This window comes from Massilia sp. CFBP 13721 (assembly GCF_014842025.1).
Lineage (GTDB): Bacteria > Pseudomonadota > Gammaproteobacteria > Burkholderiales > Burkholderiaceae_D > Telluria.
The window spans coordinates 45,068-63,112 of record NZ_JACYUY010000027.1 but is presented as its reverse complement, the minus strand read 5'-3'; the positions used below and the strand labels follow the sequence as shown (position 1 = coordinate 63,112).

The 18,045-nt window shown below is 63.6% G+C and carries 18 protein-coding genes; 11 read left to right on the top strand and 7 right to left on the bottom strand.

The genetic code is table 11. From position 1 onward, the window contains the following. The first annotated feature begins 119 nt into the window (after nt 1-119). Nucleotides 120-785: a thiol:disulfide interchange protein DsbA/DsbL gene (locus IFT60_RS21555; RefSeq protein WP_192055535.1), complete on the top strand. Its 666-nt coding sequence runs from the start codon at nt 120-122 to the stop codon at nt 783-785. Further along, the gene (locus IFT60_RS21550; protein ID WP_192055533.1) at nt 782-1,096 is read left to right on the top strand and encodes a hypothetical protein; all 315 of its coding nucleotides are present in this window, start codon (nt 782-784) and stop codon (nt 1,094-1,096) included. Before IFT60_RS21555 ends, IFT60_RS21550 begins: the two co-directional genes overlap by 4 nt. Nucleotides 1,097-1,308: 212 nt before the next feature. On the opposite strand, the gene IFT60_RS21545 is transcribed toward IFT60_RS21550, so the two are convergent. Then, nucleotides 1,309-2,613 carry an ATP-binding protein gene (locus tag IFT60_RS21545; protein WP_192055530.1) on the bottom strand — a complete coding sequence of 435 codons (1,305 nt, stop codon included), beginning with the start codon at nt 2,611-2,613 and terminating at the stop codon, nt 1,309-1,311. Nucleotides 2,614-2,983: 370 nt separating this feature from the next. Here IFT60_RS21545 and IFT60_RS21540 point away from each other — a divergent pair, with 370 nt between their 5' ends. Further along, a complete protein-coding gene (locus tag IFT60_RS21540; RefSeq protein ID WP_192055528.1) occupies nt 2,984-3,838 on the top strand; it encodes a MipA/OmpV family protein in 855 nt (284 codons plus the stop codon). A gap of 2 nt (nt 3,839-3,840) precedes the next feature. Further along, nucleotides 3,841-4,539, top strand: a complete 699-nt coding sequence (locus tag IFT60_RS21535; RefSeq protein ID WP_192055526.1) for a hypothetical protein — start codon at nt 3,841-3,843, stop codon at nt 4,537-4,539. A 203-nt stretch (nt 4,540-4,742) separates the two neighbouring features. Here the strand turns inward: IFT60_RS21535 and IFT60_RS21530 are convergent, their stop codons facing one another. From IFT60_RS21530 to xseA, 5 genes are all read right to left on the bottom strand, one after another. After that, on the bottom strand, nt 4,743-5,429 hold the full coding sequence (locus IFT60_RS21530) for a response regulator (RefSeq protein WP_192055524.1): 687 nt from the start codon (nt 5,427-5,429) through the stop codon (nt 4,743-4,745). 187 nt (nt 5,430-5,616) lie between these two features. Then, nucleotides 5,617-7,086 carry an aminotransferase class V-fold PLP-dependent enzyme gene (locus IFT60_RS21525; RefSeq protein ID WP_192055522.1) on the bottom strand — a complete coding sequence of 490 codons (1,470 nt, stop codon included), beginning with the start codon at nt 7,084-7,086 and terminating at the stop codon, nt 5,617-5,619. 30 nt (nt 7,087-7,116) lie between these two features. After that, nucleotides 7,117-7,584 carry a Rid family detoxifying hydrolase gene (locus IFT60_RS21520; protein WP_192055587.1) on the bottom strand — a complete coding sequence of 156 codons (468 nt, stop codon included), beginning with the start codon at nt 7,582-7,584 and terminating at the stop codon, nt 7,117-7,119. Between the two features lie 283 nt (nt 7,585-7,867). Further along, nucleotides 7,868-8,446 (bottom strand): superoxide dismutase, encoded by a 579-nt coding sequence (locus IFT60_RS21515; RefSeq protein WP_192055520.1) that lies wholly within the window; start codon nt 8,444-8,446, stop codon nt 7,868-7,870. 108 nt (nt 8,447-8,554) lie between these two features. Then, complete coding sequence (gene xseA / locus IFT60_RS21510; protein ID WP_192055518.1) at nt 8,555-9,916, bottom strand: exodeoxyribonuclease VII large subunit; 1,362 nt, start codon at nt 9,914-9,916, stop codon at nt 8,555-8,557. Nucleotides 9,917-11,189: 1,273 nt separating this feature from the next. Between xseA and IFT60_RS21505 the strand changes: the two genes are divergently transcribed. From IFT60_RS21505 to IFT60_RS21475, 7 genes are all read left to right on the top strand, one after another. Next, complete coding sequence (locus IFT60_RS21505) at nt 11,190-11,798, top strand: MotA/TolQ/ExbB proton channel family protein (protein WP_192055515.1); 609 nt, start codon at nt 11,190-11,192, stop codon at nt 11,796-11,798. Beyond that, nucleotides 11,798-12,238, top strand: coding sequence for an ExbD/TolR family protein (locus tag IFT60_RS21500; protein ID WP_192055585.1), 441 nt, complete (start codon nt 11,798-11,800; stop codon nt 12,236-12,238). The genes IFT60_RS21505 and IFT60_RS21500 overlap by 1 nt, the downstream gene beginning before the upstream one ends. Before the next feature lie 46 nt (nt 12,239-12,284). After that, on the top strand, nt 12,285-13,322 hold the full coding sequence (gene lpxK / locus IFT60_RS21495) for a tetraacyldisaccharide 4'-kinase (RefSeq protein ID WP_192055513.1): 1,038 nt from the start codon (nt 12,285-12,287) through the stop codon (nt 13,320-13,322). Further along, complete coding sequence (locus IFT60_RS21490) at nt 13,303-13,473, top strand: Trm112 family protein (protein WP_192055511.1); 171 nt, start codon at nt 13,303-13,305, stop codon at nt 13,471-13,473. The genes lpxK and IFT60_RS21490 overlap by 20 nt, the downstream gene beginning before the upstream one ends. 10 nt (nt 13,474-13,483) lie before the next feature. Then, a complete protein-coding gene (gene kdsB / locus IFT60_RS21485; protein ID WP_192055509.1) occupies nt 13,484-14,236 on the top strand; it encodes a 3-deoxy-manno-octulosonate cytidylyltransferase in 753 nt (250 codons plus the stop codon). A gap of 185 nt (nt 14,237-14,421) precedes the next feature. After that, nucleotides 14,422-15,078 (top strand): adenylate kinase, encoded by a 657-nt coding sequence (gene adk, locus IFT60_RS21480; RefSeq protein WP_192055507.1) that lies wholly within the window; start codon nt 14,422-14,424, stop codon nt 15,076-15,078. A gap of 178 nt (nt 15,079-15,256) precedes the next feature. After that, nucleotides 15,257-17,422 carry a sodium-translocating pyrophosphatase gene (locus IFT60_RS21475; RefSeq protein ID WP_192055505.1) on the top strand — a complete coding sequence of 722 codons (2,166 nt, stop codon included), beginning with the start codon at nt 15,257-15,259 and terminating at the stop codon, nt 17,420-17,422. Between the two features lie 80 nt (nt 17,423-17,502). On the opposite strand, the gene IFT60_RS21470 is transcribed toward IFT60_RS21475, so the two are convergent. Further along, nucleotides 17,503-18,030, bottom strand: coding sequence for a DsbA family protein (locus tag IFT60_RS21470; RefSeq protein ID WP_192055503.1), 528 nt, complete (start codon nt 18,028-18,030; stop codon nt 17,503-17,505). Between the last annotated feature and the right edge of the window lie 15 nt (nt 18,031-18,045).

Genomic DNA, 18,045 nt, shown 5'->3' with positions numbered 1-18,045 from the left:
CGGTAAAGCGCGCGTTACAGCCGTAAGCAAATGCAAAATATCGCGCCGGCGCCGGAGGGGCGGCCGAAAAAGTGGTAATCTCGCGGTCGTTTTCTTCAATTACAAACAGAGGATCTTTCATGCGCCGTTCCCTGCGTCTTGCCATCGTCGCCGCCAGCCTGGTCGCCAGCACCGCTTTCGCTTCGTCCACCAATCCGCAGAGCGGGGTCGAGTACACGACGCTGGCCACGCCGCAGCCGGTGCAAACCGTCGGCAAGAAAGTCGAAGTCGTCGAATTCTTCGCTTACCACTGCCCGGCATGCTATGCACTGGAACCTGGCCTCAAGGAATGGGTCAAAAAGCAGGGTGACAAGATCGTGCTGCGCCGCATCCACCTGCCGTTCCAGGGCGCGGCCGATCCGGAAGCGCACCTCCACCTGACGCTGCAGGCAATGGGCAAGGAAGAAGAGTTTCACAGCAAGATCTTCAACGCCGTGCACGTGCAGCGTGTGCGCCTGATGAAGGACGAGCAGATCATCGACTGGGTCAGCAAGAATGGGATCGACAAGGCGAAATTCATGGAAACCTGGAATTCCTTCGGCGTCATGACCAAGCTGCGCCGCCAGGGCCAGCTGACCACCAACTACCAGGTCAGCGGCACGCCGACGATCATCGTCGACGGCAAGTACCAGACCTCGCCGGGCCAGGTCGCCGACAAGCTGAAACTCCAGGGCTCCCCGCAGATCCTGCAGGCGCACTTCCAGGTCCTGGACGCCCTGGTCGCAAAGGCAGCCGCCACGAAATGAGCGACGGTGAACGCAAAGTCCTCGAACTGTACGAGGGCGCCCGCCCCCGGGACGAGAATTTGTTCGAGACCAGCAACGTGAACCACTGGGCCTGGTCGCTGGCCATCATCCTGTTCGGTCTCGTCCTCTGGCTCTGCATTGCCCTCATCAATGCGGAAAACCAGCGCTACGCCCTGATGACGAACAAGTGCCCCGACCCGGTCTTCAAGACCGGCATCGACAAGGCCTGCCTCTACACCGTGCGCTCGCGCGACCACTGGTGGGAACACCTGTGGTACGGCTTCACGCACGTCAAGCCAGACCCGAAGTAAGCTGGAAGAGGGCGGTTGTGCTTGGCGCTGCCGTCCGGCTGCCCTGGAAATGGTACCGGACAAGTTGCGGTATGCATGGGCACGAACGCGCGGGCATGCCCGCCCTACGGTACACCCGGCCCGGCCGCCCGAACCGGGATAATGTAGGGTGGACTCCGTCCACGCGGTACCACGCCAGCACATCGAAACGCCGCGCCCGGCCACGTAACCAATCACCCCTGCGGCACCACCACCACAAACCGCGCCCCACCGAGGTCCGACCCGGTCACCTGCACCGTCCCCCCGTGCAGCCCCACGGCCTTGCGCGCAATCGACAACCCCAGCCCGAACCCCCCGGTGGCCCGATCCCGGCTGCGATCGAGCCGGTAAAACGGCTCGAACACATGCTCGCGCTCCTCGAACGGAATCCCCGGCCCGTCATCCTCGACTGCGATCGTCACACGCGTCCCCTCGCGCCGCGCCGTCACCCGAATGTTTGATAACGCATACTTCTGCGCATTCCTCAGCAAATTCGATAGCGCCCGCCCCAGCAGCCGTGCATCGGCCCGCATCTCCCCGACGTCCGCCGCACAGTCGATGTGCAAGGCGGGTTGCGCCGGCGGCAGGCCCGCCTCGACCGTGCGCAGCAGCCTGGCTACGTCCAGCGTCTCCAGCAGCAGCGCCTGGCCGCTGTCGAGGCGCGCCATGCCGAGCAATTCGTTGACCAGGCTGTTCAGTTCCGACAAATCGCCCTCCATCGCCGCGATGCGCTTCTTGAGGACTGGGTCGTCGGTGCGCGCGTCGAGCAGTTCAAAGGCGAATTCGAGGCGCGCGATCGGCGTGCGCAACTCGTGCGAGACCGAATGCAGCAGGTTCTTTTGCGACACCAGCAATTCCTCGATGCGGTCGGCCATGTGGTCGATCCGCTCGGCCAGCGGGTAGATGCTGGCGGAAGGGCGCATGCGCGCCCGCGCCGACAATTTACCGGCGCCGAATTCGTCGGCCACCCGCGACAGCGATTGCAAGCCCTGCCAGTGCGAGCGCGACCACAGGGCGATCGGCAACAGCAGCGCCAGCGCCACGATCACGTAGCGCACGGCTTCCATCTGCAGCGCCAGGCTGACGTCGATCGGCAAGTCGCGCGCGTGGATGACCTCGTCCTCGCTGCCGATGTAGCGTTCGCCTCGCAGGTCGACGCGGCGATAAAAGGATTTGCCGTCGACGTCGAGCACGACGTCGCCGCGGTCGAGCGCCCCCAGGTTGGTAGCGGGAAGAAAGGTGCGCGCGGTGGTGAGCGGGATCAGGTCGTAGCGCGTGTCGGACACTTCGCGCACCCGGTTCAGGCGCGCCAGCCATTCGTCGGCGGGGGCGGCGTCGACGTACTGCTCGATCAGGAAAATCTGGGCCGAGGCCTGGCGCCGCGCGATGTCTTCCAGCGGATCGCCGAACAGGCGGCTCATGGCGAAATAAATGACGAAGGTCGCGGCCGTGATCGACAGCATCACCAGCATGAAAAAGCGGAAAAAGATCCGGTTCACCCGAATCCTCGCGCATCGCCGTCACCGTCTGTTCGTTTCACCACCATTCATTTTCTCCTGCCGACATTGTATAGGAGCAAACATTTCGGTGCTGGCTTACAAATTCGCGACAATTCGTCGACATCTGATATGAAAATGAAAACAACTAACCGGTTAGGATGATTCCTATCAGGTTTTCCGTTTGCCCACTCGACATGCGAGTGTCAGTGGGTTTTTTTATTCCGATCGCCGCAGCGCGTGCGACCACCCGAGCGCCGTTCCACCACCAGGGCGGGCTCCTCCAATTATTTACACACGGGAAAACAAGACTTGGGAGCCAGGCTTGCCTCAACGTAAAATACCGGCATCCAGGCTTTTGATTCCTTCACCCATGACCAAGCTTTCCGCCGTGGCCGCCCTGGCATTTTCCGCAGCCGCGGGCAGTGCCTGTGCGCAGGTGCCGGCGACCAATCCGATGCCCGACGGCAGCCGCGACATGTATGTCGGGCTGGGTGCGGTGTCGGCGCCGCGCTACCAGGGCGCGCAGGACAGCGAGCGCGCGGCCTTGCCGGTGCTGCAGGTGCAATGGAGTAATGGCGCCTTCGTTTCCGGCATGCGTGCCGGCATCCACCTGTCGCGCGCGCCGCAAGTCGAGTTCGGTCCCTTGCTGGAATGGCAGCCGCGCCGCGATCCAGAGGGCGAGGGCGGCGACTTCGACGGCGTCGGCACGATGCGCCTGTACCTGGTCGCCACGCCGCAGGCTGCCCTCAGCGGCAACCGGCTGGCCGGCATGCCCGCCATCCACAGCCGGGTGCAGGGCGGCGGCTTCCTTAATTATTACCTGACGCCCGACTGGCGCTTCACCAGTAGCCTGCTGTATGGCGCCGGCAATGCGCGCAACGGCATGAAACTCGAGCTGGGCGTGCAGCGCCTGGCGATCGCGTTCGATGGGCAGCACCGGTTGGCGTTCGACGCCGGCGTGACGCTGGCCAACCGCCGCTACAACATGGCCTTCTTCGGCGTCAGCGAGTCCGACTCTTTTGCCAGCGGCAATCCCGTGTTCGCTGCCGGCGGCGGGCTGAAGGATGCGCGCCTGGGCGTGCGCTGGAACTGGGCCTGGTCGCCGTCCTGGATGCTGACCTCGCAGGTGCAGGCGACCCGCCTGCTGGGCAGTGTCCGCATGAGCCCGCTTGTCGAGCGGCCGACCAACCTGACGGTTTCGACCGCCATCGCGTACCGCTTCTGACGATGCCACTGGCCAGCCACCTCACTGCCTGCTGCACCCTGGCGCTCGTTGCCCTGTCCGCCTGCGTGCAGGCGCGCGCCGGCGACTGGGTCAGCTACCGCGACGCCTACCGCGCCATGGTGGTCTTCGAGAAATACGGCGGGCAGAAGAATTTCCTGCTCAGCCAGTTGCAGGTCGCACCGCAGGAGCGCGGCGCCTCGCTCGACGGCGTGCAATTGACGCTGGCCGGCAAGACGAACCAGGTCAACCTGCCGCTCGATCCGCTCGGCCGTACCCCGTTCCCGTTGCTCAAGGGCGCCTACGACGAAAACGTCGCCCTGCTGCTGAGCCGCCGGATCGGCAACTTCAACCTGCGTCCGCGCGTGTCGATCGCGCTGCAGCCGGACGGCGTGTATGAGGAGGGCGAGCTGCGCGCCGCCTGCGAACAGGCGCTCGGCTTCGCCCGCTACCGCGACGGTTCGCTGCGCACGCGCCAGTGCGGCGGCGTGCGCTTCGTGTTCGCCAAGCGGGCGGGCGAGACCGGCGTGCGCCTGCACCGTCCCGACGGCAGCGACGTCACGCTGGCCGTGGCGCCGGGCGTGGCTTTTCCCGGCGACACCGACGACGGCTTTCCGACCGTGCTGTACCGCTTTGCCGGCAACGAGCGGACGCAGCTGGTGACGGCGTATCCGCCGCTGGCGATCGTGCCGTTGTTTGAGTAAGCATAGACCCGTAGGGTGGGCGGCTATACCCGAAAGCGTGCCCGCCCGCTGCTCAAACGCCGCCCACGCGTTCAACCACAATCTGAAACCTCGCGACGACTCACCTGCTGGTTGAACGCGTGGGCGGCATCCAGACAGCAGGCATGCACACGCCCGGGTGCAGCCGCCCCCCCTTACAGGTCTGTGCGTCTTCCTCTAAACCTTCAGCTCCAAGCGGAAGGCGAAAACAGATACCCTTCGCCCCACACCGTCTTGATCTTCTCCGACTTGGCATCATCGAACTTGCGCCGCAGTTTCGAGATGCAATTGTCGATGCTGCGGTCCAGTCCGTCGAATTCGATGCCGCGCATCTTCTTCAGCAGCTCGTCGCGCGACAGCACGCGGCCAGCGGCCTCGGCCAGTACCAGCAGCAGCTTGTATTCGGTATTGCTCAGCAAACAAAGTTCGTCGCGCCAGTACACGGTGCGGTCGGCGCCGACGATGCGCAGCGCGCCAAAAACAAGTTCGCCAGTATCCGGTGCCGCCTTCGGCTGGGTACGCCGCAGCAAGGCGCGCAGGCGCGCCAGCAGCACGCGTGGCTGGACCGGCTTGTTGACGAAATCGTCGGCGCCTTGCTCCAGGCCCGAGACTTCGTCGTAGGAATCCTCGCGCGCGGTCAGGATCAGGATCGGCACCTCGGACTGCTCGCGGATCTGGCGGCACACCACCATACCGTCCAGGCCGGGCAGCATCAGGTCGAGCACGACGATGTCCGGCGCAAAGGCCTGGAAGCGCGCCAGCGCCTGGTCGCCGCGCGTGACCAGTTCCACCGCGAACTCGTAGCCGGAAAGATATTCTGTGACGAGCTCGGCGAGGCGCGCGTCGTCTTCCACCAGTAATACTCTGTACATACAGGTCTCCTCTCCCGATATTGTATAGAAGCAATCGTGTTGGTGCAGGATTACTACATTCTGCCGACAGTTCGATACATTTTCGGTACAAATCGACGAGGTCGCCAGTCGCACCAGTCGAGACGAAAATGAAAAGAGCCGCACATGGCGGCTCTTGAGAGGGGGAGGCAGGATCAGGCCACGCAGTTCACGCCATCTTTGCGCTCAGGTCCACCATCGCATCGACCAGCTTGTCGACGTCATGCACGCTGGTCCACAGGTGCGTGGAAATGCGCATCACGTAATGATCGCTCGGCGCGCCGACCACCGGCACGTTGACGTTGCGGATCACGAAGCCCGGATTGTAGTCGCTCAACATGCGCGCCACGAACTGGCCCGACTTGGTGCTGTTGAGGACGTCGGCGGGGTTGCGGAACGGATTGAACGAAGTCAGCGCCGACACCAGTTTCGGATCGTCCTTCGGCGAATACAGGCTGCCCACGCCCCAGATCTCGACGATGCGCTCCTTCAGGTAGGCCGACAGGGTCAGGTCGTAGGTCTCGACCTTCTTGCGGCCGAGCTGGTCCCACACGCCGCAGGCCGACACCAGCGCATGGTGCATCGGCGTATGCAGGCTGCCGCACGACGTGATCACCGACGCGATATCGTAGGTCGCGGTGCCGTTGGTGGTACGGGGTTGCGGCGTCCAGCTGCTGGTGTGGATCGGATACCAGGCCGGCAGCGGCAGCGGATTACTGGCCCGGATCTTGTTGCGCACGACCAGGATGCCGGTCGAGCCGGGGCCGCACTGCCACTTGTGGCCGGCGCCCGACATGAAGTCCATGCCGAGGTCCGCATAATTGTAGGCCATCATCCCGGGCAGGTGGGCGCCGTCGACGATGCTGATCAGCTCGTTGCGTTTGGCCACTTCCATCAGTTCCGGGATCGGCAGCATGGTGCCGGTCTTGTAGGTCGGCGACGACCACATCATGGCGCGCACGCGCTTGCCCTGGGTGCGCAGCGCGCGGATACGGTCGTCGAACAGCGTGACATAGGTCTGCGCGTTCTGGTTGTTGCCGACCGGGAGCGCGACGCGCGAAATCTCGATGCCGTAGCGCGCGGCGGCAATCGCCAGCGGCACGTCGCCGCCCGGGTGCTCGTGGTTGGTGGTGACGACCACGTCGCCCGGCGCCCACTGCAGCCCCAGGATCGCATGGCACATGCCGGACGAGGTGTTGGCGGAGAACGCCAGTTCATCGGGATCGACGCCAAAACCTGGCGCGACCTGCGTGCGTTCGGCCAGCAGATTGGTGTAGCCGCTCAGGCACTCGGCCGCCTTGGCGCGGTTTTCCTGGTCGAACAGGTCGAGCGACACCTTCGGCATCGAGCCGGCGGTGCCGACGTTCATGAAGCGCTTGGCCGGATTGAGCGGGAACATCGCATTCACCGTGGCCCAGAAGCCTTCGTCGGCCAGCAACTGGTTGCGCAGTTCGTCGGCACGGCTGCTGGCGTTGCCGCTGCTGCAGCCGGTCAAGGGGGCGAGGGTGGCAGCCAGCGCGCCGGACCCGAGGATGCGCAGGAAGTCGCGCCGGTTGCGGCTCCAGTGTGCGGGGACGGTGGCGAGCTCGAGATCGGTCGGGGAAGCGGCGTTGTCGTGTTTTACCGTAAGGTCTTGCATCCTGGTCTCCTGTTGATTTATCGGTGCTACTTAACGGCGTGCCGCGACGATCGCGATTTCGATCGCCGCGTCGCGCGGCAGGCGTGCCACCTGGATCGTTGCCCGCGCCGGTGGATCCTTCTTGAAGTACTGCCCGTAAATCGCGTTCATGGCCGCGAAGTCGTTCAGGTCGCGCATGTAGACCGTGCTCGACACGACATCCTCGAAGCCCAGCCCCTGCGAGGCCAGGCCGTGGCCGATGTAGTCGAGGACCAGCCTGGTCTGTTCCTCGGTGGTCGTACCCTCGATGGCGGTGCCGGCCTTGTTCAGGGCGATGATCCCGGAGAAATAGATCAGCTTGCCGTGGCCGATCATCTGCGAGTAGGGCCCAATGGCCGGATAAATCTTGTCGGTCGACAGGACGACCTTGCCGCCGCCGGCGCCGGGGCCGGGGATGGCGCAGCCGCCCAAGGCGAGCGCGGCGGCTGCAGCACACGCGGTGGAGATGAATCGCTGTATGTTCACGTTTTCTCCCTGATCAATGGTCTTGGATAAATTACTATTTGTCAGCAAATGTGCCGGACCATTAGACGCTCCATTTCGCACGTAAATAGTGCGTCGGCACTAGCGCTTGCGATGGATCAATCTACTGTTGAAAGAGCGTTGTGGAAACGCAGCGTTGTATGCGGGCGGCATGCAAGGACGCGGATGTGGGGAAGGCGTGGCACAAAAGAAAACGGCCCGCTCGATGAGCGGGCCGTCCGTAGAGCGTTCCGGCCGTAGCCGGAGAGTGCTTGTGGTATTACGCCAGGTTCTTGTTGACGAATTCCCAGTTGACCAGGTTCCACCACGATTCCACGAACTTGGCGCGGGCGTTGCGGTAGTCGATGTAGTAGGCGTGTTCCCAGACGTCGCAGGTCAGCAGGGCCTTGTCGTCCGATGCCAGCGGGGTGTGGGCGTTCGAGGTGTTGACGATGTCGACGCCGCCGTCGGCCTTTTGCACCAGCCAGGTCCAGCCCGAACCGAAGTTGCCGATGGCCGACTTCGAGAACTCTTCCTTGAACTTGTCGAACGAACCCCACTTGGCGTTGATCGCGTCAGCGACCGGGCCGGTTGGTGCGCCGCCGCCGTTTGGCGACATGCAGTTCCAGAAGAAGGTGTGGTTCCAGACCTGGGCCGAATTGTTGAAGATGCCGCCCGACGACTTCTTGACGATTTCTTCCAGCGACATGTTTTCGAACTCGGTACCCTTGATCAGGTTGTTCAGGTTCGTGACATAGGTCGCGTGATGCTTGCCGTAGTGGTATTCCAGGGTCTCGGCGGAGATGTGTGGCTGGAGGGCGTCTTTTGCGTACGGCAGCGGTGGCAGAGTATGTTCCATGTCTTATTCCTTTATTGGTTGGCAACGAATTAATTCTTCGGAAACGGCGCATATTCTAAACCGGATGGGCAGACGCTGCTTGTTTGCTGGCGAAAGCACAAGTCTCCCTTACTCCAGCCGGTTCTGGACGCTCGACACTTTGACTTCGGCACTGCCTTCGGCCAGGCGCACCGTCAACACCTGGCGCGCCTTGATCTCGCCCGGTTTGCGCAGCGCCTGTCCTTCGGCATTGCTGACGATCGCATAGCCGCGCTCGAGCGTACGCTGGGGATTGAGCAGTTCCAGCTGGGCGGCCAGGGCGTCGAGTGCGTCGCGCCGCTGTTTGACCGCGCTGCACAGGCTTGCGTTCAGGTGCCGGCCTTCGGAGATGATCTGGGCGCGCAGCGAACGCACGTCCGGGCGGTGGCGTGCCCAGCGCTGCTGCAGCTGGGCCAGCAGCACGCCGCCGCGGTTGAGCGGTGCGCGTACCACGTGGGTCAGGCTGCCGGCCATGGCGCGCAGTTTCAGGCGCTGGTGCGCGATCTGCGCGGTCGGGCTGAGCAGGCGCCGGCTGAGGTTATCCAGGCCCTGGTTCGCTTCGGACAGCTGACGCCGCATGGCGCGGCGCAGGTCGGTGGCGTCCGCTGCGAGCGAACTCATCCAGTCGTCGCGCGGGGTGGCGGCCAGTTCCGCCGCCGCGGTCGGGGTGGCGGCGCGCACGTCGGCGGCGAAGTCGGCGATGGTGACGTCGGTTTCGTGGCCGACGCCGGCAATCACCGGGATGCTGCAGGAGGCGATCGCGCGCGCCACGACTTCTTCGTTGAAACTCCACAGGTCTTCGATCGAGCCGCCGCCACGGCAGACCAGCAGCACGTCGACCTCGGCGCGCCGCGACGCCGTATTGACCGCTTCCGCAATCTTCTCCGCTGCGAACTGGCCCTGCACCGGCGCCGGATACAGCACGATCTGCACGTGCGGCGCGCGCCGCTTTAGCGCGGTGAGGATGTCGCGCAGGGCTGCGGCCTGCGGACTGGTGACGATGCCGATGCTGCGCGTAAACAGCGGCAGCGGGCGCTTGCGGTCCTGGTCGAACAGGCCCTGGCTGGCGAGCTTTTCCTTCAGGCGCAGGAAGGCTTCGTACAGCTGGCCGACGCCGGCGCGGCGGATCGCTTCGACGTTGATCTGGTAGTCGCCGCGCGCACCATACAGGGTCACCAGCGCGCGCACCTCGACCTTGTCGCCTTCGCGCGGCACGAAGCCGGCGTACTGGGCGCGGCCGCGGAACATCACCGCGCGCACCTGGGCGGCGTCGTCCTTCAGGGTGAAATACCAGTGGCCGGAACTGGCGCGCGTGAAATTCGAGATTTCTCCGCCAATCCAGGTCAGGGGAAACGAACGCTCGAGCAGGCGCGCCACTTGCGCATTCAGGGCGGTGACGGTAAGGACGGGCGGGGCGGCGTAGGCGGCGCCGGAATCTGGATTGTTCAGCATGGTTCATTGGCGGACGGTGGAGCGGACAGCTTATGGCATAAGCAAGGTCTGCCGACAAGGGCTTTTTGTACGGAATCGCAGGGCAGGGCGCGCGCCTTGTTTGCTGGCAGCAGAGGACGATTTGTTTAAAATCAATCACTTAACGGGTACGGGATGCACTTGGGCACAATCTTATCCACAGAAAATGTGGGGAACTCGGCAGTATATTTCCCACCTCGCTTGTCCACTGCCATAAAAGCAGGCAGGAGGATCCTTGCTGTTTATAATCAATCACTTAGCTATCCCTCCCTGATCTTGCGCACATTCTTTTCCACAGTTTGTGTGCACAGACGTACAGGCTGAGCCAATTCGCACCCTGAGCCGCGCATTCGATGCTGGAAAAGCCCGTACGGCAGAGGATGTATGCAGGATTTGGCTCAGTGCAAAATATTTGAGCAGCATAAATTTTTCCTTTTAAATCAAGGAGCTTGCGCTGGCTCAAGTCGCTTCCTCACAATTTTGTCCACAGAAAATGTGCAGAACATCGATAGATGGTGAGCCAGCATTCTCCGTCGCGACAGGCGCCACCCGCGTCGGTACACGAACGCAGCGACTGCCACAAATTCAAGCAGGCCACGCAATCTGAATCGAATCAAGCACTTAAGCTGGCACAAGCAGTCTTGCGCACATTCATATCCACAGAAAGTGTGCAAAGCCAGATTTCCTGACCGGTCAAGAATGCGAACGCCGCTGTCGCCTACCCGGATAGCACAAATCGCATGTGGACAAGGCCCGTTGCCTCATTTCGCGCCAGCAGAGGTTTCTTGTTTTAAATCAAGTGCTTATCTTGGAGGAGAGGGTGTTGCACACAATTTTGTCCACAAAAAATGTGGGGAACAAATCAGCAGCGCTCGCTGACCTGTGACCAAGTTGACATGCCGCATTTTTAATCGCGAAAATAATGCTGAGCCAAATCAAGTACTTAACCATAGGCACGGGCCATTGCGCACAATTTTATCCACAGAAAATGTTTGCAAGTCGCGGCCGAGCTGGGAAGCGTTGGAACAGCGTTTGGCAAGCGTGCGACCGAAGTTTCTTCAGGTGCTACATTATTGCGCATTGGAAAAATTCCCTTAAGAATCAACGCGTTTTGATGTGGAACAGGCCCTTGCACACAATTTTATCCACAGAACTTGTGCAGAACTGTACTTGCCGCATTGCTGCCAACTTGCTACATTGCCGGATTCGCTTCTCATCCTTTGGTTCCACCTCTCTTTACCCTTCAGGAGTTCACTTGTTCGCCATTCTTCAAGCCGCAGGCTGGCCCATCTGGCCATTGTTGATCGCCTCCATCGTCGCCCTGGCCTTGATCATCGAACGCCTGATTTACCTGCGCCGTGAAAAGATCTTGCCGAAGCAATTGCTTGGCGAAGTCATCCAGGTCCACCGCAACAAGAAGGCCACCCCCGACGTCATCAACACCCTCGAGCAGAACTCGCCGCTCGGCACCGTCCTCGCCGCCGCGCTGCGCAATGTCGACGCGCCGCGCGAGGTGATGAAGGAATCGATCGAAGAAGCCGGCCGCGGTGTCTCGCACGGGCTCGAGCGTTTCCTCACCACGCTGGGCACGATCGCTTCGCTGGCGCCGCTGATGGGCCTGTTCGGCACCGTGGTCGGCATGATCGAAATCTTCGGTTCGCAAAACGCCGCCGGCGGCGCCAATCCGGCGCAGCTTGCCCACGGCATCTCGGTGGCGCTGTATAACACCGGCTTCGGCCTGGCCATCGCCATGCCGGCCCTGGTGGCCTACCGCCACTTCCGCGCCCTGGTCGACAGCTTCATCGTCGACATGGAACTGCAGGCCGTGAAATTCGTCGACGTCGTCCACGGGGCGCGCAAATGATGGATTTCCGCCGCGGCCGCAAGCGCGAAGATCCGGAGATCAACCTGATCCCGTTCATCGACGTCCTGCTGGTCGTCCTCATCTTCCTGATGGTCTCGACCACCTACAGCAAGTTCACCGAACTGCAGATCACGCTGCCTACCGCCGAGGCCGACAAGGTCGCCGACAAGCCGTTCGAGATCAACGTCACGGTCGATGCCAAGGGTAACTACACGGTGAACAACACGCCGGTCTCCTTCAGCAGCGTGGCCGGCCTCGCCGACGACCTGAAGGCGGCCGCGCGTTCCGGCCCCAACGGCCTGCCGGTGGCCGACCCGGTCGTCATCGTCAATGCCGACCAGTTCGCCATGCACCAGATGGTGATCAACGTGCTGGAAGCGGCGCGCGTGGCCGGCTACGACAAGCTGACCTTCGCCGCCCAGACCGGCGGCAAGAAGTAATCGGCACCAGGCAGGCAGCACGCCTGCCTGGACTGCCCCTTCCCGTATGTCTGCGAAAAACAATTCCCTCGAATCGATCATGACGCGCGCCTGGCTGCGCCGCGGACCGCTCGCCTGCGCGCTGTGGCCGGTTTCCCTGCTGTTCCGGCTGCTCTCAAGCCTGCGCGCCACGCTCTACCGCCTCGGCATCAAGCGCGCGGGGCGCTTGCCGGTGCCGGTGATTGTGGTCGGTAATATCTTTATTGGCGGTACCGGCAAGACACCGCTGACGATCTGGCTGGCGCAAGCCCTGCTCGAAGCGGGTTTCAAGCCAGGGGTAATTTCGCGCGGCCATGGCGCCGAGGGCGAGGCGCCACGCGCGGTGACGCTCCAGTCGAATACGCTCGAGGTGGGCGACGAGCCGCTGCTGATTGCACGCCGCGCCAAGGTGCCGGTGGTCGTTGCGCGGGAGCGCGTCGAGGCGGGCAGGGCGCTGCTGGCCGCCCATCCCGAGGTTGACGTCCTGATCACCGACGATGGCTTGCAGCATTACGCGCTGGCGCGCGACATCGAGGTCGTGCTGTTCGATGGCCGCGGCGTCGGCAATGGCTGGCTGCTGCCGGCCGGTCCGCTGCGCGAGGCGCCATCGCGCCGCCGCGATTTTACTGTCGTCAACGCAGCGGAGATCACGCCCGCGCTGGCGGCTAGTGTCGGCGCCACGCCGTATCAAATGCAATTGATCGGCGAGGTTGCCGAACGGTTGAACAACCCGGCCGAGCGCTTGCCCTTGGCCGCCTTTGCCGGCCGGCGTGTGCTGGCGGCGGCCGGGATCGGCAACCCGGGCCGCTTCTTCGCCATGCTGCGCGGCGCCGGCCTGGCCTTTGCCGAACTGCCCTTGCCCGACCATTATGATTTCCGCGACAACCCGTTTGCGGACGTCGACGCGGATGTCATCCTGATCACGGAGAAGGATGCAGTAAAATGTGGGCAACTTGAAAACCTGAAGGACGATCCACGCTTGTGGACCGTTCCGGTCACGGCGCGCATCGATGCCGCCCTGGCCGAACATATTGTGGAGAAATGTCGTGGACGCTCGCCTGCTTGATATCCTGGTCTGCCCGTTGTGCAAGGGACCGCTCGAATACGATAAGAAGGCCCAGGAACTGACGTGCCGCCCCGACCGCCTGGCCTATCCGATCCGCGACGGCATTCCGATCATGTGGGCCGACCAGGCACGCAAGGTCGAGCCTGTTTAAGCGGGGCGCGATGAGCTTTACCGTCATCATCCCGGCGCGGCTGGCCTCGACGCGCCTGCCGAACAAGCCGCTCGCCGACCTCGGCGGCAAGCCGATGGTGGTGCGCGTGGCCGAACGCGCCCGCGCATCCGGCGCCGCGCGCATCGTCGTCGCCACCGACCACCCGGACATCCTGGCCGCCTGCGCCGCGCATGGCGTCGAGGCGCGCATGACGCGCAGCGACCATCCGTCCGGCACCGACCGCATCGCCGAAGTGGCGCGCGATCTGGGCCTGGGCATGGAAGAGGTCGTGGTTAACCTGCAGGGCGACGAGCCGCTGATCGACCCGGCCCTGCTGGCGGCCTGCGCCAGCCGCATCGGAGAACAGGTGCCGATGGCCACCTGCGCCCATCCGCTGCACGCGGCGGCCGACGTGTTCAACCCGAACGTCGTCAAGGTCGTGCTCGACAAGGCGGGCAGGGCATTGTATTTCTCGCGCGCCAGCATTCCCTGGCACCGCGACGCCTTTGCCGCCACCCGCTACACGTTGCCGCCCGGCGATGCGCCGCTGCGCCATATCGGCCTGTATGCCTACAGTAACGCCTTCCTGCAAGCCTATCCGGGACTCGAACCGGCGCCGCTGGAACAGGCCGAAGCACTCGAACAGTTGCGCGTGCTCTGGCATGGCTACCCGATCGCGGTCCACGTCACCGACAGCGCGCCCGAGGGCGGTGTCGACACGCCGGAAGACCTGGCGCGGGTGCGTTTGCACTTCCCATCTTGATCTGTATGGCAATTGATTAACGGACTCACTGCGGTATCTCAATAAAGTGATTATCAACCGCCGGGATTGGCGTCGGGGCTTACTTTTGTGGTAAGTTTCGTACCAAGGTAGTCAGATATGCATCAATCCGCATTTGTTGCCAACACAATTACAAATTTCAACATTCATTGCTTTAGGAATTTTTCATGCGTCTCATTCTGTTAGGAGCGCCTGGCGCCGGCAAAGGCACCCAGGCTAACTTCATCAAGGAAAAATACAATATCCCGCAAATCTCGACCGGCGACATGCTGCGCGCGGCGATCAAGGCCGGCACCGAGCTGGGCCTGGCGGCGAAAAAAGTAATGGACGCAGGCGGACTCGTGTCCGACGACATCATGATCGGGCTGGTCAAGGACCGCCTGCAGGAAGCCGATTGCGCCAACGGCTACCTGTTCGACGGCTTCCCGCGCACCATCGCGCAGGCCGACGCCATGAAGGACAACGGCATCAATGTCGACTACGTGCTGGAAATCGACGTGCCCGACGAACTGATCGTCGAGCGCATGAGCGGCCGCCGCTCGCACGCCGCCTCGGGCCGCGTGTACCACACCAAGTTCAACCCGCCGAAAGTGGCCGACGTCGACGACGTTACCGGCGAGCCGCTGGTCCAGCGCGACGACGACAAGGAAGAAACCGTCAAGAAGCGCCTGTCGGTCTACCATAACCAGACCGAAGTGCTGCTCGGCTATTACAACAAATGGGCCCAGTCGGGCCTGCCTGGCGCGCCGAAGTACCGCAAGATCACCGGCGTGGGACCAGTCGAACAAGTACGCGACGCGGCGTTTGCCGCGCTCTCGGAGTAATACCAGGGCGGACAGCGATGTCCGCTTTTTTTTCGTCCCGGATGACCGCATCGCCATCCGTCGCACCGCTGGTTTGAATCAAAGTTTTGCAGTACGCAGTGAGTCAGACTGCTTCGCCGAAGAGGTGGACATCTTTCGTTGTGTTGTTGTGACTTGATCTAAAAACTAAGGGGACGATATGGCTGCAAACTATCTCGCGTTTGCCGTGGCATGCGGCGTCATCGCGGTACTCTACGGGCTCTGGGCCCGCGCCTGGATTCTCAAGCAGGACCCCGGCAACGCGCGCATGCAGGAAATCGCGCAAGCCATCCAGGAAGGCGCCTCGGCCTACCTCGGGCGCCAATACCGCACCATCGGCATCGTCGGGCTGGTCTTGCTGGTTGCCATCTACGCTCTGCTGGGCGGCCGCACCGCGCTCGGCTTCTTCGCCGGCGCCGTGCTCTCGGGCGCCTGCGGCTTCATCGGCATGAACGTCTCGGTGCGCGCCAACGTGCGCACCGCCCAGGCCGCCGCAACCGGCCTGAACCAGGCGCTCGGCGTCGCCTTCAAGGGCGGGGCGATCACCGGCATGCTGGTGGTCGGCCTGGGCCTGCTGGGCGTGACCCTGTTTTACTGGTACCTCACCGCCACCGGCGGCGGCAGCCAGACGCGCCACGCCGTGATCGAGCCGCTGATCGGCCTCGCGTTTGGCGCCTCGCTCATTTCCATCTTCGCGCGTTTGGGCGGCGGCATCTTCACCAAGGGCGCCGATGTCGGCGCCGACCTGGTCGGTAAAGTGGAAGCCGGCATCCCCGAAGACGACCCGCGCAACCCGGCCGTGATCGCCGATAACGTCGGCGACAACGTCGGCGACTGCGCCGGCATGGCGGCCGACCTGTTCGAAACCTATGTCGTCACCCTGATCGCCACCATGCTGCTCGGCGCCCTGCTGGTCGGCGGAGAAAATGGCGCGGCCGTCGTCTATCCGCTGCTGCTGGGCGCGGTGTCGATCATCGGCTCGATCGTCGGCTGCTCGATGGTGCGTGCCCGTCCGGGGCGCAAGATCATGTCGGCCCTGTACACGGGCCTGTGGTGGGCCGCCGGCCTGTCGCTGGTCGGCTTCATCGTCGTCACCTGGCTGGTGTGGGACGACAGCGTCATGCGCGGCAGCATGCTGGGGTGCGCCATCGTCGGCATCGTGCTGACCGGCCTGATGGTCTATATCACCGAGTACTACACCGGCACCGACTTCAAGCCGGTGCGCCACATCGCCGAAGCCTCCACCACCGGCCACGGCACCAACATCATCGCCGGCCTGGGCGTGTCGATGAAGTCGACCGCGTATCCGGTGCTGGTGGTCTGCATCGCCATCCTGGTGGCTTACCAGCTTGGCCAGCTGTACGGGATCGCGATCGCGGCGACCTCGATGCTGTCCATGGCCGGCATCATCGTCGCCCTCGACGCCTACGGCCCGATCACCGACAACGCCGGCGGCATCGCCGAGATGAGCGGCATGCCGGACTCGGTGCGCGCCATCACCGACCCGCTCGATGCGGTGGGCAACACCACCAAGGCCGTCACCAAGGGCTATGCGATTGGCTCGGCCGGCCTGGCCGCGCTGGTACTGTTTGCCGACTACAGCCACGCGCTCGATACGGCCGGCATGTCGATGGCCTTCGAGTTGTCGAACCCGATGGTGATCGTCGGCCTGTTCATCGGCGGCCTGATTCCCTACCTGTTCGGGGCGATGGCGATGGAAGCGGTGGGGCGCGCGGCCGGGGCGGTCGTGGTCGAGGTGCGGCGCCAGTTCCGCGACATCAAGGGCATCATGGCCGGCACCGGCAAGCCCGAGTACCACAAGGCGGTCGACATGCTGACGGCCTCGGCGATTCGCGAAATGATCATCCCCTCGCTGCTGCCTGTGGTGGTGCCGGTGGCGGTCGGCATGCTGCTCGGACCGGCGGCGCTCGGTGGCCTGCTGATGGGCACCATCATCACCGGCCTGTTCGTGGCGATTTCGATGACGACCGGCGGCGGCGCCTGGGACAACGCCAAGAAATACATCGAGGACGGCAATTTCGGCGGCAAGGGCTCGGACACGCACAAGGCGGCCGTCACCGGCGACACCGTCGGCGACCCCTACAAGGACACGGCCGGCCCCGCCGTCAACCCGCTCATCAAGATCATCAACATCGTCGCGCTGCTGATGGTGCCGCTGCTGCCGGCCGCGGGCTGGGTGGCCGTGTCGGAACCGGACGTCGCCCAACTGAAATGGTCGCCCAAGCCGGGCGCCCAGAACGGCATGCAACCGGCCAGCGCCGCGGCGCGCACGACGGTGGCGCAAGAGCCGCAAGAGCGGCATTGATCGGCGCTTGTGATGGCTTACCGGCGCAGTTGCCGGTGTGCTACGGTCAGTGGCAAGAGTGAGCGCTGGAGCCTGCCGCCTCAGGCATCGCCCAGCGCTTCCTCGATCGCCTTCGCCAGCGACGCATGATCCGAATCCCCGTGATAGCGCTTGCCATTGATGAAGAAGGTCGGCGTCCCATGCGCCCCCAGCGCGCGGCCCCCCTCGGCATCCGCCTCGACCCGACCGGCGTGCTTGCCTTCGTCGAACTCGCGCGCAAAACGCTGCGCATCCAGGCCCAGGCTGGACGCCACCGCCGGCAAGGCGTCTTCGTCGAACATGCCCTGGTTCTCGAACAGGGCGTCGTGCATCTCCCAGAACTTGCCCTGCGCACCGGCAGCCTCGGCCGCTTGCGCCGCGGCGAAGGCGAAGGGGTGCAGGTCGACCAGCGGCAGGTGGCGGTAGACCAGGGCCACGCGTCCGCCATGCCGGCGCATCAGCTCGCTCAGCGCCGCATGGGCCCTTGCGCAATAAGGGCACTGGAAATCGCCGTATTCGACGAGGACGACCTCGGCATCACGCTTTCCGCGCAGGTGGTCATGTTCTTCGATCTTGATGCTGTTGCTCATCTTTCCTCCTGTATT

Bases quoted from the DNA above. Each gene is read 5' to 3' on its own strand.
- adk (WP_192055507.1), top strand. From the start codon at position 14,422: ATGCGTCTCATTCTGTTAGGAGCGCCTGGCGCCGGCAAAGGCACCCAG.
- lpxK (WP_192055513.1), top strand. From the start codon at position 12,285: ATGTCTGCGAAAAACAATTCCCTCGAATCGATCATGACGCGCGCCTGG.
- IFT60_RS21550 (WP_192055533.1), top strand. From the start codon at position 782: ATGAGCGACGGTGAACGCAAAGTCCTCGAACTGTACGAGGGCGCCCGC.
- IFT60_RS21535 (WP_192055526.1), top strand. From the start codon at position 3,841: ATGCCACTGGCCAGCCACCTCACTGCCTGCTGCACCCTGGCGCTCGTT.
- kdsB (WP_192055509.1), top strand. From the start codon at position 13,484: ATGAGCTTTACCGTCATCATCCCGGCGCGGCTGGCCTCGACGCGCCTG.
- IFT60_RS21470 (WP_192055503.1), bottom strand. From the start codon at position 18,030: ATGAGCAACAGCATCAAGATCGAAGAACATGACCACCTGCGCGGAAAG.
- IFT60_RS21530 (WP_192055524.1), bottom strand. From the start codon at position 5,429: ATGTACAGAGTATTACTGGTGGAAGACGACGCGCGCCTCGCCGAGCTC.
- IFT60_RS21540 (WP_192055528.1), top strand. From the start codon at position 2,984: ATGACCAAGCTTTCCGCCGTGGCCGCCCTGGCATTTTCCGCAGCCGCG.
- IFT60_RS21475 (WP_192055505.1), top strand. From the start codon at position 15,257: ATGGCTGCAAACTATCTCGCGTTTGCCGTGGCATGCGGCGTCATCGCG.
- IFT60_RS21525 (WP_192055522.1), bottom strand. From the start codon at position 7,086: ATGCAAGACCTTACGGTAAAACACGACAACGCCGCTTCCCCGACCGAT.
- IFT60_RS21515 (WP_192055520.1), bottom strand. From the start codon at position 8,446: ATGGAACATACTCTGCCACCGCTGCCGTACGCAAAAGACGCCCTCCAG.
- IFT60_RS21500 (WP_192055585.1), top strand. From the start codon at position 11,798: ATGGATTTCCGCCGCGGCCGCAAGCGCGAAGATCCGGAGATCAACCTG.
- xseA (WP_192055518.1), bottom strand. From the start codon at position 9,916: ATGCTGAACAATCCAGATTCCGGCGCCGCCTACGCCGCCCCGCCCGTC.
- IFT60_RS21555 (WP_192055535.1), top strand. From the start codon at position 120: ATGCGCCGTTCCCTGCGTCTTGCCATCGTCGCCGCCAGCCTGGTCGCC.